General features: G+C 65.6%; 13 protein-coding genes. 2 read left to right on the top strand and 11 right to left on the bottom strand.

Annotated features, from left to right (window positions below; genetic code table 11):
• Nucleotides 1-32 precede the first annotated feature (32 nt).
• Entirely contained in the window at nt 33-704 is a 672-nt protein-coding gene (locus V7026_RS02250) for a sulfite exporter TauE/SafE family protein (protein ID WP_334153620.1), read from the top strand.
• Here V7026_RS02250 and V7026_RS02245 read toward each other — a convergent pair.
• The 6 genes from V7026_RS02245 to metG are packed head-to-tail and all read right to left on the bottom strand — an operon-like array spanning nt 673 to nt 8,140.
• Nucleotides 673-1,638 (bottom strand): DMT family transporter, encoded by a 966-nt coding sequence (locus V7026_RS02245; protein WP_334153619.1) that lies wholly within the window; start codon nt 1,636-1,638, stop codon nt 673-675. The two genes, V7026_RS02250 and V7026_RS02245, sit on opposite strands and share 32 nt — an antisense overlap.
• Nucleotides 1,635-3,257 (bottom strand): L-aspartate oxidase, encoded by a 1,623-nt coding sequence (gene nadB, locus V7026_RS02240; RefSeq protein WP_334153618.1) that lies wholly within the window; start codon nt 3,255-3,257, stop codon nt 1,635-1,637. The genes V7026_RS02245 and nadB overlap by 4 nt, the downstream gene beginning before the upstream one ends.
• Before the next feature lie 29 nt (nt 3,258-3,286).
• Nucleotides 3,287-4,135 (bottom strand): segregation and condensation protein A, encoded by an 849-nt coding sequence (locus tag V7026_RS02235; protein ID WP_334153617.1) that lies wholly within the window; start codon nt 4,133-4,135, stop codon nt 3,287-3,289.
• Nucleotides 4,132-4,344, bottom strand: a complete 213-nt coding sequence (locus V7026_RS02230; protein WP_068608639.1) for a DUF3460 family protein — start codon at nt 4,342-4,344, stop codon at nt 4,132-4,134. The genes V7026_RS02235 and V7026_RS02230 overlap by 4 nt, the downstream gene beginning before the upstream one ends.
• A gap of 35 nt (nt 4,345-4,379) precedes the next feature.
• On the bottom strand, nt 4,380-6,029 hold the full coding sequence (locus tag V7026_RS02225; protein ID WP_334153616.1) for a SulP family inorganic anion transporter: 1,650 nt from the start codon (nt 6,027-6,029) through the stop codon (nt 4,380-4,382).
• On the bottom strand, nt 6,029-8,140 hold the full coding sequence (gene metG / locus V7026_RS02220) for a methionine--tRNA ligase (protein ID WP_334153615.1): 2,112 nt from the start codon (nt 8,138-8,140) through the stop codon (nt 6,029-6,031). The genes V7026_RS02225 and metG overlap by 1 nt, the downstream gene beginning before the upstream one ends.
• 166 nt (nt 8,141-8,306) lie before the next feature.
• On the opposite strand from metG, the gene apbC reads away from it, so the two are divergent.
• The gene (gene apbC, locus V7026_RS02215) at nt 8,307-9,398 is read left to right on the top strand and encodes an iron-sulfur cluster carrier protein ApbC (RefSeq protein WP_334153614.1); all 1,092 of its coding nucleotides are present in this window, start codon (nt 8,307-8,309) and stop codon (nt 9,396-9,398) included.
• A gap of 97 nt (nt 9,399-9,495) precedes the next feature.
• Here the strand turns inward: apbC and V7026_RS02210 are convergent, their stop codons facing one another.
• From V7026_RS02210 to V7026_RS02190, 5 genes are all read right to left on the bottom strand, one after another.
• Entirely contained in the window at nt 9,496-9,861 is a 366-nt protein-coding gene (locus tag V7026_RS02210) for an AAA family ATPase (RefSeq protein ID WP_334153613.1), read from the bottom strand.
• Nucleotides 9,862-10,043: 182 nt separating this feature from the next.
• Nucleotides 10,044-11,657 carry a hypothetical protein gene (locus V7026_RS02205; RefSeq protein ID WP_334153612.1) on the bottom strand — a complete coding sequence of 538 codons (1,614 nt, stop codon included), beginning with the start codon at nt 11,655-11,657 and terminating at the stop codon, nt 10,044-10,046.
• The gene (locus V7026_RS02200; protein WP_334153611.1) at nt 11,605-12,708 is read right to left on the bottom strand and encodes a hypothetical protein; all 1,104 of its coding nucleotides are present in this window, start codon (nt 12,706-12,708) and stop codon (nt 11,605-11,607) included. The genes V7026_RS02205 and V7026_RS02200 overlap by 53 nt, the downstream gene beginning before the upstream one ends.
• Nucleotides 12,709-12,749: 41 nt before the next feature.
• Nucleotides 12,750-13,319, bottom strand: coding sequence for a PilW family protein (locus V7026_RS02195; protein ID WP_334153610.1), 570 nt, complete (start codon nt 13,317-13,319; stop codon nt 12,750-12,752).
• Between the two features lie 17 nt (nt 13,320-13,336).
• The coding region (locus V7026_RS02190; RefSeq protein ID WP_334153609.1) for a prepilin-type N-terminal cleavage/methylation domain-containing protein at nt 13,337-13,875 on the bottom strand (539 nt) is incomplete at its 5' end.

The raw sequence follows: 13,875 nt of genomic DNA, 5'->3' as shown, positions 1-13,875 counted from the left end.
CCGTGCCCGTGCGGGGCTGATAGCATGTGCCCATGCTCGCTTCCATGACGCTGTCGGCCCTGGTAATGGGGCTTGTGGGGGGGCCGCATTGCGTGGCCATGTGCGGGGCGGCGTGCGCCGGGATCGCCCGGGCTGCCGCGCCCAGGTCGCGCCAGGCGCTGTGGACGTGGCAACTGGGGCGCCTGGTGGGCTACTCGGTGCTCGGCGCGCTGGCCGGGGGCACGGTGCAGGGCATGGGGTGGTTGGGCCAGCAGACGGTGGTGCTGCGCCCGGTGTGGACCATGATGCACATCGCCGCTTTGCTGCTGGGGTTGCTGCTGGTGGTGCAGGCCCGTCAGCCGGCCTTTCTGGACGGCTGGGCCCAGGCCGTCTGGCGCCGTGCCCGGCCCGTGATGAGCCGGTTGGGCGCCCGCGCCCCGGCGGTGCTGGGCGTGGGCTGGGCGCTGATGCCCTGCGGGCTGCTGTACTCGGCGCTGCTGGTGGCGTCGCTGTCCGCCTCGGCGCTGGAAGGCGCGGCGATCATGGCGGCCTTTGCCGTCGGGACCATGGTGTCGCTGGTTGCCGGGCCGTGGCTGCTGCTGCGGCTAGGCGATGCCCGCTCCGGCGGGTGGGGCATACGCCTGGCCGGGCTGGCGCTGGCGGCCACGTCCGGCTGGGCGCTGTGGATGGGTATCACCCAGCCGACGGGTCTGTGGTGCGCGTGATGGGCTGCGTGGCCCGTGTGGGCCACGTCGCCACGATCAGACCGAGCAGCGCGACGCCAAAGGCCAGCCATTGCAGCAGCGTTAGCCGCTCGCCCATGAACAGCACGCCGATGGTCGCGGCGCTGATGGGTAGCATCACGGTGAACACGCCGGCCCGCGCGGCGGAGACGTGGCGTAGCCCCGTCATCCACAGCCACACGGTCCAGACGCTGGCCGCCAAGCCGTAAAACACCAGCAGCACCCACAGCGGCGCACCCATGCGGCCCCAGTCGTAGTCCAGGGCGGCCCACAGGCCCAGCGGCGTCATCAACACCAGCCCCCACAGGTTGATGAGGGCCGCGATGCGTTTTGGGCCCACCTGAGCGCTCAGGCGCTTGCCGATCACGACATAGGCGGCCTCGCAGCAGACGGCGCACAGCACCAGCAGGTTGCCCCACACCGCGAGCGGCACGCCCATCCAGGTGCCGCCGGTGGCTGTTGCCGTGTGCGCGGCGGCCCCTTTGTCCAGCGAGAACAGCCCGATCCCCACGGCCGCCAGCCCGATGGCGGCCAGCGCCCGGCCATCCAGACGCTCGCGCAAAAAGAGTGCGGACTGTAGCGCCACCACTGCCGGGATGGCCGCCATGATCACCCCGGCCGCGCTGGCGGTGGTCAGGCTCACGCCATATAGCATGCAAATGGAAAACAAAAAGTTGCCGAGCAGCCCCTGCAAAAACAGCAGCGCGTGCGTGCGGCGGCCGGGGGGCGCCTCGTGCGCGGGGCGGCGCACCCAGTGCGCCATGGCCGCGGCGCCGATCAAATACCGCAGCCACGCCAGCAGAAACACCGGCATGGCCGCGACCAGTGGTTTGGACAGGGCTACATAGCTGCCCACCATTGCCATGCTGGTGGCCAGCGCGCCGTAGGCCGTCCAGGGGGTGCGCGGGGGCGTCATCGGGGGTCGGGCACCAGGATGGTGGGGCGCGCCTCGGGCAGGGTGTAGGGGTAGTCGCGGCTGTAGTGCAGGCCGCGGCTTTCCTTGCGCTGCTGGGCCGAGCGCACAATCAAGTCCGCCACCTGCACCAGATTGCGCAGCTCCAGCAGGTCGCTGCTGACGTGGAAGCGGGCATAGAACTCCTGGATTTCGGCCTGCAGCAGCGCGATGCGGTGGGCCGCGCGTTCCAGCCGCTTGTCGGTGCGCACGATGCCGACGTAGTCCCACATGAAGCGGCGCAGCTCGTCCCAGTTGTGGCTGATGACGACCTGCTCGTCCGCATCGATTACCCGGCTGTCGTCCCAGGGGCGTGCGGCGATGGGGGCGGGGCGGGGTTGGGCCACCATGTCGCGCACCGCCGCGCGCGCAAACACCATGCACTCCAGCAGTGAGTTGCTGGCCAGCCGGTTGGCGCCGTGCAGACCGGTGTAGCTGGCCTCGCCCACGCAGTACAGGCCCGGCAGGTCGGTGCGCGCGCGCAGGTCGGTGACCACGCCGCCGCAGGTGTAGTGCGCCGCCGGCACCACGGGGATCGGCTCGCGCGTGATGTCGATGCCCAGCTCCGCGCAGCGCTTGAGGATGTTGGGGAAGTGCTCGTGCAAAAAGGCCGGCGGTTGATGCGAGATGTCCAGGTACACGCACGGGATGCCGTGCTTCTTCATCTCGAAGTCGATCGCGCGCGCGACGATGTCGCGCGGGGCGAGTTCGGCACGCGGATCGTGGTCCGGCATGAAGCGGCGGCTGCCGAGGTGCGGCGGCAGCTTCAGGATGCCGCCTTCGCCGCGCACCGCCTCGCTGATCAAAAAGCTCTTGGCCTTGGGGTGATACAGGCAGGTCGGGTGGAATTGGATGAACTCCATGTTGGCCACCCGGCAGCCCGCGCGCCAGGCCGCGGCGATGCCGTCGCCGGTGGCGGTGTCGGGGTTGGAGGTGTAGAGGTACACCTTACCCGCGCCGCCTGTGCACAGCACGGTGTGCGGCGCCGCAAACACCTCCACCTGATCGGTCGCCACGTCCAGCACGTAGGCGCCCAGCACGCGCCGGGGCAGCTCGCGGCGCTCGGCGTGGCGGTCGCTCAGGATCAGGTCCACCAGCGCGTGGGTTTCGAACACGTCGATGTGGGCGGCGGCGCGCAAGCGCTCGATCAGCGTTTGCTGTACGGCCGCGCCGGTGGCGTCGGCGGCGTGCACGATGCGGCGGTGGCTGTGCCCGCCCTCGCGCGTCAGGTGCAGACCGCCGCCCTCGACGGTGAAGGGCGTGCCAAGCTCGCGCAGCCAGGCGATGGCCTCGGGCGCATGTTCGACTGTGAAGCGCGTCGCCTGAGGCTCGCACAGGCCGGCCCCGGCGACCATGGTGTCGTCGATGTGGTCCTGGAAGCTGTCGTCCTCCGCCAGCACCGCGGCGATGCCCCCCTGCGCCCAGCCGCTGGAGCCGTCGGTGATCAAGCGCTTGGTGACGATGGCAACCCGCCAGCTCGGCGGCAGCAGCAGCGCGGTGGTCAGGCCGGCCAGGCCGCTGCCGATGATCAGCGCGTCGTAGACGTGGTGGGTCGAGGCGGCTGTGGGGGGGGGTGGATTCATGGCGATGGCGCGGTCCGGGGCAGGGCGGCTCAGGAGGGCACGTAAGCGAGCCGGACGTAGATGGGGGCGTAGGCCTCGGCCTGGGTCAGCTCGATCAGGTGCTCCTTGGCCAGTTCGAGCATGGCAATGAAGGTGACGATGGCGACCGGCACGCCGCGCGCCGGATCGAACAGCTCGCCAAACTCCACGAAACGGCGGCCTTGCAGGGTGCGCAGCACCAGACTCATGTACTCGCGCACGGACAGGGCCTCGCGCGTGATGGTGTGGCGCTGCACCAGGCGGGCGCGGCGCAGGATGTCGCGCCAGGCGGCGCGCAAATCGTCCACCGACACGTCCGGCCAGCGCGGTGCCAGCGACTGCTCGATGTGCACCTGCGCGCGCCAGAAGTCGCGCCCCAGTTGGGGCAGCGCGTCCAGGCTGCGCGAGGCGAGCTTGATCTGCTCGTACTCCAGCAGCCGGCGCACCAGCTCGGCGCGAGGGTCCTCCGGCTCGCTGCCATCCAGCGTGGGCTTGGGCGGCAGCAGCATGCGCGACTTGATCTCGATCAGCATGGCTGCCATCAGCAGGTACTCGGCCGCCAGCTCCAGGTTGCGCGCGCGCACCTGCTCCACGTAGCCGAGATACTGGCGCGTGACCTCGGCCATCGGGATGTCGAGGATGTTGAAGTTCTGCCGCCGGATCAGGTAGAGCAGCAGGTCCAGTGGCCCCTCGAAGGCCTCGAGGAACACCTCCAGCGCATCCGGTGGGATGTAGAGGTCCTGCGGCAGCGCGAACAGCGGCTCGCCGTACAGGCGCGCGATGGCCACCCGATCGATGACCTCGGGCTGCGTGGTCACCGCCTCGGGCGCAGGGGGCAGCTCGGCCGGCGGGCCGCTCACTTCAGCGACGGCTCGGTCTGGTAGACATAGGGTTTTTGCGGGACGCGCGCGCGCTGCGCCTCGCGCCAGAAGTCGCGGTCCTGCGGGCGGTCCCACAGCAGGGCGCGGCCGGCGCGTTGCTCGGCCTCCAGCGCGGGCTTGCTGCGCTTGAGCGATTCGATGAACTGGGTGGCGTCGGAGACGTAGTCGGGCAGACCAAGCGGATTCATGGGCGTTCTCGTGGGCGTCGCGTCAGCAGCCGATTTTAGGCCGCTGGGGGCAGGGGCGACCAGCCGGCCAACCGCGACAGAAAGCCGGTGCGCTGCAGCAGGGACAGCGGCTGCTCATGCAGGTGGTCGATGACCAATTGGCCGCCGCGCCGCTCGATGGCGTCGTGCAGGCTGCTCAGCGCATCCAGCCCCGTGGTGTCCAACAGCATCAGGTGCCTGGCGTCCAAACGCACCTGCACACCCGCATCGGCCGATTCCACCGCCTGGACCAAGGCATCCAGTTTGGTGACGGCGCCAAAGAACAGGGAGCCATAGAACTGCGCCTCGATGCATTGTGGATCGGCCCGGTGCAGCGTGACGCGGAACAGGCTTCTTTGCCGCCGCACGAACAGCACCACCGCCAGCACCAAGCCCAGCTCCACCGCCACCGTCAGATCGAAGATCACCGTCACGGCAAAGGTGCTCAGCAGCATCAGACGGTAGTGGTGGCTAAAGTGCCTGAGGCGCGCAAACTCGCGCCACTCGCCCATGTTCCATGCGACGAACAGCAGGATGCCAGCCAGCACCGCCAGCGGCACATGGCGCGCCAGCGGCGCAGCCAGCAGCACGATGGCCGCCAGCGTTGCCGTGTGCACCATGCCCGCGACGCCGCTGGTGGCCCCGCTGCGGATGTTGGTGACCGTGCGCGCGATGGTGCCCGTGGCCGGCATGCCACCGATGAACGGCACCACCGCGTTGGCGATGCCCTGCGCCATCAGTTCCTGGTTGGGGTCGTGTTTGCGGCCGCCGTGCAACTGGTCGGCCACCCGCGCGCACAGCAGCGACTCGATGGCGCCCAGCAAGGCGATGGTCAGCGTCGGGGTGACGAGCTGGCGCACCGTCTGCCAGGACACGTCGGGCCACACCAGCGCGGGCAGCCCTTGCGGGATGCTGCCAAAGCGGCTGCCGATCGTGTCCACTGGCCACTGCAGCGCCCAGGCCAGCAGGGACAGGGTGACCAGGGCCACCACCGGTGCCGGCAGGCGCGAGGTGGCGCGCAGCGCGCCGACCCCCTCCAGCGCATCCAGCCGCTGGCGAAAGGCCGAATCCGTGGCCCACAGCCGCGGCCACACGAACAGCCCCAGCACACACAGACCCGCCAGTGCCACCGAGTACGGGTTGACGGTGGACAGTGCCCTGCCCACCGTGTGCAGGATGCCGAAAAAGTCCGCCGGCATCTCGGCCACTTGCAGCCCTAGCGCGTCGCGCAACTGCGACAGCCCGATCAGCACCGCGATGCCGTTGGTAAAGCCGATGACGACGCTGACCGGCACGAAGCGCACCAGCCCCCCCAGGCGCAGCGAGCCCATGGCAAACAGCAGCAGCCCTGCGCAGAAGGTGGACACCAGCAGCCCGCCGACGCCGTGGCGCTCGACAATGCCGTAGACGATGACGATGAAGGCACCGGCCGGCCCCCCGATTTGCACCGATGTGCCACCGAGCGCTGCGATGATGAAACCCGCGCTGATCGCGGTCCACAGGCCGGCGGTGGGTTGCAGGCCGCTGGCGATGGCAAACGCCATGGCCAGCGGCAAGGCGACGACGCCGACGGTCATGCCGGCGCCAATGTCGCGCATCAGGCGCGCCCGGTCGTAGGCGCGCAGGTCATCGAGCAGACGGGGGCGAAACGGATGCAGCGCGCGCATCACCGCACGCGCATGCCCGGCTCGGCGCCTGCGTGCGGCTCCAGGATGAACAGACCCGGGTTCGCCTGCCCGTCGGCGTGGCTGGCGGCCAGCACCATGCCTTCGCTGAGGCCAAACTTCATTTTGCGAGGGGCGAGGTTGGCCACCAGCACCGTCAGCTTGCCGACCAGTTGCTGCGGCGCGTAGGCCGAGGCGATGCCGGAAAAGACGTTGCGCGTGCGGCCTTCGCCGACGTCCAGCGTCAGCCGCAGCAGCTTGGTGGAGCCTTCGACGCGCTCGCAGGCGACGATGCGTGCGATGCGCAGGTCCACCTTGGCGAAGTCGTCGATCGAGATCGGCGGCGCGATGGCTTCGCCGCCGGGCAGGGGCGCGGCATCGGCGGCCGGGGCGGGCGTGGCGGGGGCTGCGGCCGGGGGCTCGAACAGGGCGTCCAGCAGCTTGAGGTCGACGCGCTGCATCAGGTGCTCGTAGGGGGCGATGGCGTGTCCGGCGCCGAGCGGGCGCGCGGCGTTGGCAAAGTCCAGCGGCGCGCAGCGCAGGAAGGCCTCGACCCGCTCGGCGGTGGCGGGTAGCACAGGTTTGAGCATCGCCGTCAGCACCCGGAACGCCTCGATGCAGGTGGTGCAGACGTCGTGCAGCCGCGCGGCCAGCTCGGGCTGTTTGGCCAGCTCCCACGGCTTGTTCTGGTCGACGTGGGCGTTGACGCGGTCGGCCAGCGCCATGATCTCGCGCACGGCCTTGCCGTACTCGCGCTCGGCCCACAGTTCGGCCACCGCCGGTAGCGCGGTCTGCAGCGCATCCAGCAGCGCCTCGCCGTCCGGCGCGATGGCGCCCAGCCGCCCCTCGAAGCGCTTGGCGATGAAGCCCGCCGCGCGCGAGGCGATGTTGACGTACTTACCGATCAGGTCGCTGTTGACGCGGGCGACGAAGTCCTCGGGGTTGAAGTCCACGTCTTCCACGCGCGGATTGAGCTTGGCGGCCAGGTAGTAGCGCAGCCACTCCGGGTTGAGCCCCAGGCGCAGGTAGCGCAGCGGGTCGATGCCGGTGCCGCGGCTCTTGCTCATCTTCTCGCCGCTGACGGTGATGAAGCCGTGCACGAACACGTGCGTTGGCGTCTTGCGGCCGGAGAAGTGCAGCATCGCCGGCCAGAACAGCGTGTGGAAGTAGGTGATGTCCTTGCCGATGAAGTGGATCTGCTCCACCGCCGGGTCGGCGATAAATTCGTCGAACGTCTGCGTCGTGCGCGACGGCGCGTGCCAGTGGTTGGCGGCCTGACCCCTGTCGAAGTGGTTCTTCAGGCTGGCGAGATACCCGATCGGCGCGTCCAGCCAGACGTAGAAGTACTTGCCCGGCGCGTCCGGGATCTCGATGCCAAAGTACGGCGCGTCGCGGCTGATGTCCCAGTCGCCCAGGCCGCCGCGGCCGTCCTCGTCCTTGGCGAACCATTCGCGGATCTTGTTGACCACCTCCGGTTGCAGGCGGCCGGGCTCGGAGGTCCACTCCTCCAGGAACTGCACGCAGCGCGGGTCGGACAGCCGGAAGAAGAAGTGCTCCGACTGGCGCAGCTGCGGCGTCGCCCCCGACAGCGCCGAGTAGGGGTTCTTCAGCTCGGTGGGGGTGTAGACGGCTCCGCAGGCCTCGCACGAGTCGCCGTACTGGTCGGCCGCGCCACAGCGCGGGCACTGGCCCTTGATGTAGCGGTCGGGCAGGAACATGCCCTTGACCGGGTCGTAGAACTGCTCGATGGTGCGCCGCTCGATCAGCCCGCCGGCCTTCAGCGCCCGGTAGATGGCCTGTGCCAGTTCGTGGTTTTCCGGTGCGTCGGTGCTGTGCCAGTTGTCGAAGCGGATGTGAAAGCCGTCCAGATAGGCCGCGCGGCCGGCGGCAATGTCGGCGACGAACTGCTGCGGGGTCTTGCCGGCCTTCTCCGCCGCGATCATGATCGGCGCGCCGTGCGCGTCGTCGGCGCCGACGAAGTGCACCTCGTGCCCGAGCAGCCGCTGCGTGCGCACCCATACGTCGGCCTGGATGTACTCCATGATGTGGCCGATGTGGAAGTGGCCGTTGGCGTAGGGCAAGGCGGTGGTGACGAAGAAACGGCGCGCGGGCATGGAAGGGTCCTGTAACAGTCCTGTATCGGCGGACAAGTCAAGGATTCTAATGAGGACACTGCGTACACCTGGGTGAGCGCTCCGTGAGCGAGCCGCTAGACTCGCGCCATCGGACATGGCCCCAACGCGGCCCCACAGTGGCCCAACCTTCGGAGACTGCACCCCCATGAGCGTAGACCAACAGGCGCTGCTGCAAGCGCTGCAAACCGTCGTCGATCCCAACACGGGCAAGGATTTCGTCACCACCCGTGCCCTGAAAAACCTGCAAATCGCCGGGGGCGACGTGGCCTTTGAGGTGGAGCTTGGCTACCCCGCCAAAAGCCAGCTGGCCGATCTGCGCCGCGCGCTGGTGGCCGCCGCCCGCTGCGTGCCCGGGGTGGACAACGTGTCCGTGCAGATCAACACCCGCGTCCTGGCGCATGCGGTGCAGCGCGGGGTGCAACTGCTGCCGCAGGTCAAAAACATCATCGCCGTCGCCTCCGGCAAGGGCGGGGTGGGCAAAAGCACGACGGCCGCCAACCTGGCGCTGGCCTTGGCGGCCGAGGGCGCGCGCGTGGGCGTGCTGGATGCCGACATCTACGGCCCCAGCCAGCCCATGATGATGGGCATCGAAGGCCGGCCCGCAAGCCTGGACGGCAAAACCATGGAGCCGTTGGAAAACTATGGCCTGCAGGTCATGTCCATCGGCTTTTTGGTGGACAAGGACGAGGCCATGATCTGGCGCGGCCCCATGGCCACGCAGGCGCTGGAACAACTGCTGCGCCAGACCAACTGGAAGGACCTGGACTACCTGGTGGTGGACATGCCCCCGGGGACCGGGGACATACAACTGACCCTGTCGCAGCGCGTGCCCATCACCGGCGCGGTGATCGTGACCACGCCGCAGGACATTGCGCTGCTGGACGCGCGCAAGGGCATCACCATGTTCCAGAAGGTGGGGGTGCCCATCCTGGGCATCGTGGAAAACATGGCCGTGCACGTCTGCCCCCACTGCGGCCACGCGGAGCACATCTTTGGCGCCGACGGCGGCAAGCGCATGGCGGCCGAGCTGGAGGTGGCCTACCTGGGCGCGCTGCCGCTGAACCGCAGCATCCGCGAACAAGCCGACGCGGGTCGCCCGACGGTGGTGGCCGACCCGGATGGCGAAATTGCCGCGCTGTACAAGGCCGTGGCGCGGCAGGTGGCGATTGCCGTGGCTGCGAAGGCCAAGGATTATTCGAGCAAGTTTCCGACGATTAAGATTAGTCAGGGGACGTGATGGGCGTGCCGGTCTCGAACCAGTGCGTGCGGAACTGGCGCTTGTCCAACAGCAGCAACACGTCGAACGGGTTGTAAGCGCTGGTGGGGCCCCAGCGCTAGCCGTTGTGCCGGCAGCGGATCTCCTGCCGATCCGGCGGCTGGCCCTCGGTGGCAGCCGCCCGTAGTTCCGGCGCGAAGACGGTGTCGATGTCCGCGTCGGTGTAGCCGCAGGTCGTGCCGTAGCGCGCGTCCAGGATGATGTCGTTGAGGTTGCTGAGGCCGGAGAAGATGGAGACGTTGCTGAACTTGGAAGCACCCGTCAGCAGCACGAAGCGCAGTCCGGCATCGCGCCCCTCGATGACGCTGTAAAGGTTGCGCAAGCCCTTGCGCATCGCGCGGGCGATGTTGGGGGCCTCGAGGTCGTCGAGGATGGGTTTGTCGTATTCATCGACCAGCACCACGGCCTGGGCGGCTGTGGGCATCGGCGGTGCGGGCGCGAGAGAAAGTGGTGCTTGCCGCTGTCCACCAACCGCGCGATCAGCGGCGTCTGGTCGACGAGGTCGTAGCCGCCCGCCCTCGCGGATGTCGCGCAGGGGCTGGATGCCGATGGGCAGCTTGTGGCGCAATCGCACCCGCCCAGGCTAGCATATCGCCGCGATGGGCGTCAGGGTCCGTCGCGAACCGTGATTGTGATGCCTGAGACGGGTGGCTGATAGGGCGGATTGGGCGTTGCGGAGTGGATACTGACCGACCCGGAACTGCTGCTTACCGCGAGCGTCGATGTCCCAGGTAGCGACGCAAGGCAAACAAACCTGCGTGTATCGCTGACAACAGGCTCCAGAACACAGGCCCTGCTCCCGCTGCTGTAGCTGACCGTGAGCGCGATATTGTTCCAATTGAAGCTGCTGCCTGCCCATCGTTGCAGGGTGCCCGTCAAGGTTCCCGCCCGGTCGATCCGAATCCAGTAATCGGAGGGTTTCAAGCAGGTATCTTTTGTCCGACAGGTGATGCCCTCCAAACCCGCGTCTGCACCAGCTCCGACGATATTTTGAAACTGCTGAAGTTCGCCATACCCCTGTGATCGGAAGCTAACCACGGGCGTCGTCGTACCGCTCACGGTCACTCCAGCGCCGCCAGAGCCAAAGACGACGGTGTTGCATCGTTGCTGTTGATTGCTTCCGTAAATGAGGAAGTGAAGATTTTGAAGAAGCGGCTCGTCGCTAACCCGAACGCCGGTTTGTCCGGTGATTTGAGTCTCGCTGGTTGGGGGGATGGTGTCGCTGTAGATGGTTTTGTGCGAGCGCCACCCACCTCGGAGATCAGGAGGGTTATTTGGACTCAAATCTGGACAAACGTGGGTTTTGTTGGGCCAATTTGAGAAATCGACGGCGACATTGCCTGCCCATCCCTCGGGCACGTAGCAGACATAAGCCGCCGCTTTGGCGGTGTCAGGGGGGGCGGTTTGACGGTAAGTGCTGACATCATTGGCGTTTGAATAACTCAGCGGAAATTCGCACTGGCCCACGCCAGTGGTAATGATGGTCATTCCGGGTGGCTTGCTCCCGGACGTCGATCGGAGCGAAGAGATGGTCGCATCCGTTGAGGCCACGACCCCGGAAATGCGAACAAAAGCAGCGGTGGATCGGATGGCTTCCTTCCAGTTGGTGCCGTGCTGTCGATAAAGTCGAAACTCTCCCGTGGTGTTGTCGCGGGTAATACGAATGCCAATTTCGTTGTCGGTCGGACTGCTTTGGTTCGTTCCGACCGGCGTGGCCACGGCAGCTTCGTTGATCCGTCTGGCAATGGAGGGGTCGGGAACCTCGATGCCTGCGTCACCGCTGCCACCGCCGACATACATTCGGCTTCGTGGGATGCGGATATTATTGAGCGACCAGTTTTGGGTTGTGACGCAACGGTTGTTGGTGACGGTTAAGTTGTATTCGCAGTACAGGGATACATTGGGGGTGTTTACCGGGGTTGCTGTGACCGTGACGTTGTCGGATGTTTGGGTCTGTGAAGGTGGGCATGTGTCAGCGGCCACAACTGCTGATCTAATTCGATCAATGAGCGATGCTGCCAAGGCGTTGTGCTTGGCGACGCAGTGCGCGTCGAGTATAGTCGACTGGATTCGAGCAGCGCTGACGACACCCAATGACAGCACAAGCAAAGAAATCAGGGACTCAATAAGGCCGATGCCTTTTTGGGGTTTCTTGGGTATCATGACATCACCAATCGCGCCAACTGCTGCGCATAAAACGCGGGGGATTGAGCGTTTCATCAACTCTTGTAGTGACGGTACTGTTCGCGCGGATGGTGAAGTTGCCAGAGCCGCTGGATCCGCCCGTCGTGCTGTTTGCGATGATGGAGCCGTAGACGGTTCCGGAGCCTTGAAAGTCGATGTTACCGGTGGCGTAAACACGCCCGTACACGGTGGGGTTGCCGGTGAAGTTGACGTTGCCATCCACGGCCAAAATGATGGGCTGACTCAACGTTCCGAGCGATGTGTTGATAGTGACGTTGACTGTCGCTCCCGGGGTGCTATTGAATATATAAACCGTTTTGGGTTGAGGGTTGGCGCTGGTTAGTTTTGAAAGTGTTTCTGTTTTCAGGTCTATCGTCGTTTCGGCGCTTGCACGAAATTCGGCGCGGGTGGAGTTCAGGGCGATCCGGTCGAGTTCGTCGGCGCTCAGGTTTCTCAGGTTATAGTCATTTAAGACGACGTCCGGGCCGATGTTATAGTCATTTCCGGTTTTTTCAGAGCTTTTCTGGTCGTTGATGCCATTGATCTGAATCCTAGTCTCGAAGCTGCCGGTGATCTCGGTCAATCTACGACCGGACCAAATGGTAAAATTGGAGTCGTTGTTGTAAATGGTTGCATTCCCAGCGAAGGTGCCGGTCGCGCCCTGAACCACCATCGGCGCCAGGGTCCGGGTCGCCCCGCCACCAGCGGGTAAGATGACCATGGAGACATACCGTTCCGCTTGGCCGGACGGGTCGGTTCCACGGGCAACGAGCAAGGCGCGGCTTCCGTTCACTGGGGGCGGGCACACCGCCGCATTGGTGGTGTCAAAAATGGTCCGGTTGGGGTGTGCGGGGGGCGAGGGATCCGCGGCGCATGCGCGGATATTCGGGCGATTGGTAAAATAGGCGGTCAGGGTTTGGTTTGAATTCAAGTAAGCTTGAAACTCTGAAGTCAGGACATGTTCTGCATTGAGCAGCGCGCGCTGAGAAGCCAGGGAGTTGCCGATGATGCGGGTTTCCGTGATGACGTTCCGCGACAGATAGAAGATGCCGATGCTCGCGATGAGCACCAAGGCGACGGTGGTCACAAGCGATGCGACACCCCGGTTTTGATCCATAGTTCCGTGTGTCATGACGCGGTGCAGGTGGTGTTTCTGGGTTGAATTTCTAGGGTCTGATCGGGTAGAGAGTTCCCGTCCTGCGGTTCGAAACGAAGCTGGATTCGTAATATGTTCCCAGGACTTGGGCACTGGGCTGAAAATCCATCGCTTCTTAGCGGCAGAGCGTTGGATTCGGTTAAGGACATCCAGGGAAGTCCGGCGGCGGAACATGCGGCGGGGGGAGTGCCTCGATTGTAGACAGCCTGCATTTGTCTGGTGTTTGCATTGAAGCGAAAGGCGTGCCACAGCACTGCAGAGCCAGGATTTTCGGCGTAGCCATAAACTATGCAATTCCCGTCTTCTTGGATGCGAATATATGGGTTATCCGCAGCGGGACTCTGATACCCCGCGCGCTGTAGCTCATTGGTGAACAAATCGAGCATGGCGCGAGCATCCGTATTCATCCGGCTTGCACGTGTAGTCGAGGTGGTTGTTTGGTTGATGGGCAAAATCATCATCGCGGCGCCGAGGACGATGATGAGCCCGATGGTGATGGCCACCATCAATTCAATCAGGGAGAGGCCACGTTGGCCGTTCACATTTCACTCCTTTTTGCCTAGCACGACGGGTATCGGGTCGTTGTGCCCGCGCCGGGGTCGCAAAGACGGATCTGTCCGGATGGCATTGCCTGAACCGTTAACTGGCTACCGGACGCCGAGGTCAGGGTAAAGGTCAGGGGAAGGGTGTTTGTTGGGTTCGCGTTGTCCACATACCGACCTGTTCGGTAATCCACCGTGACAGTCTGAAGCGATCCGGGGCTGACGGAGAGGGACAGGTTGGCATGGTCGTCTGACGTCAGTTTGATGTTTTCCAGCAAACATGGCTCAGTCGGGACACGATTGGCGCACGTCGATTCGGGGCTGACCCATACTTTCCAGTTCGTGCCGGTGTCCACCAACACATAAACGTCGCGTGAGTGGCGAACGTTGGCAACCCGCGCTTGGCGGAATACTTGATACATGGCCTCGGCGGCGGATTCCAGACGGGACCGTTCGATCTGGCGCAAAAACGACGGGGTTGCGATCGCCGCCAGAATGGAGACGATGGCAAGCACGACCAAGAACTCCACCAGCGTCAGGCCGTGCAGTCTGCCGA

This window comes from Tepidimonas sp. (assembly GCF_036825565.1).
In the GTDB taxonomy this organism is placed as follows: domain Bacteria; phylum Pseudomonadota; class Gammaproteobacteria; order Burkholderiales; family Burkholderiaceae_C; genus Tepidimonas.
This window is presented reverse-complemented; position numbering and strand designations above follow the sequence as displayed.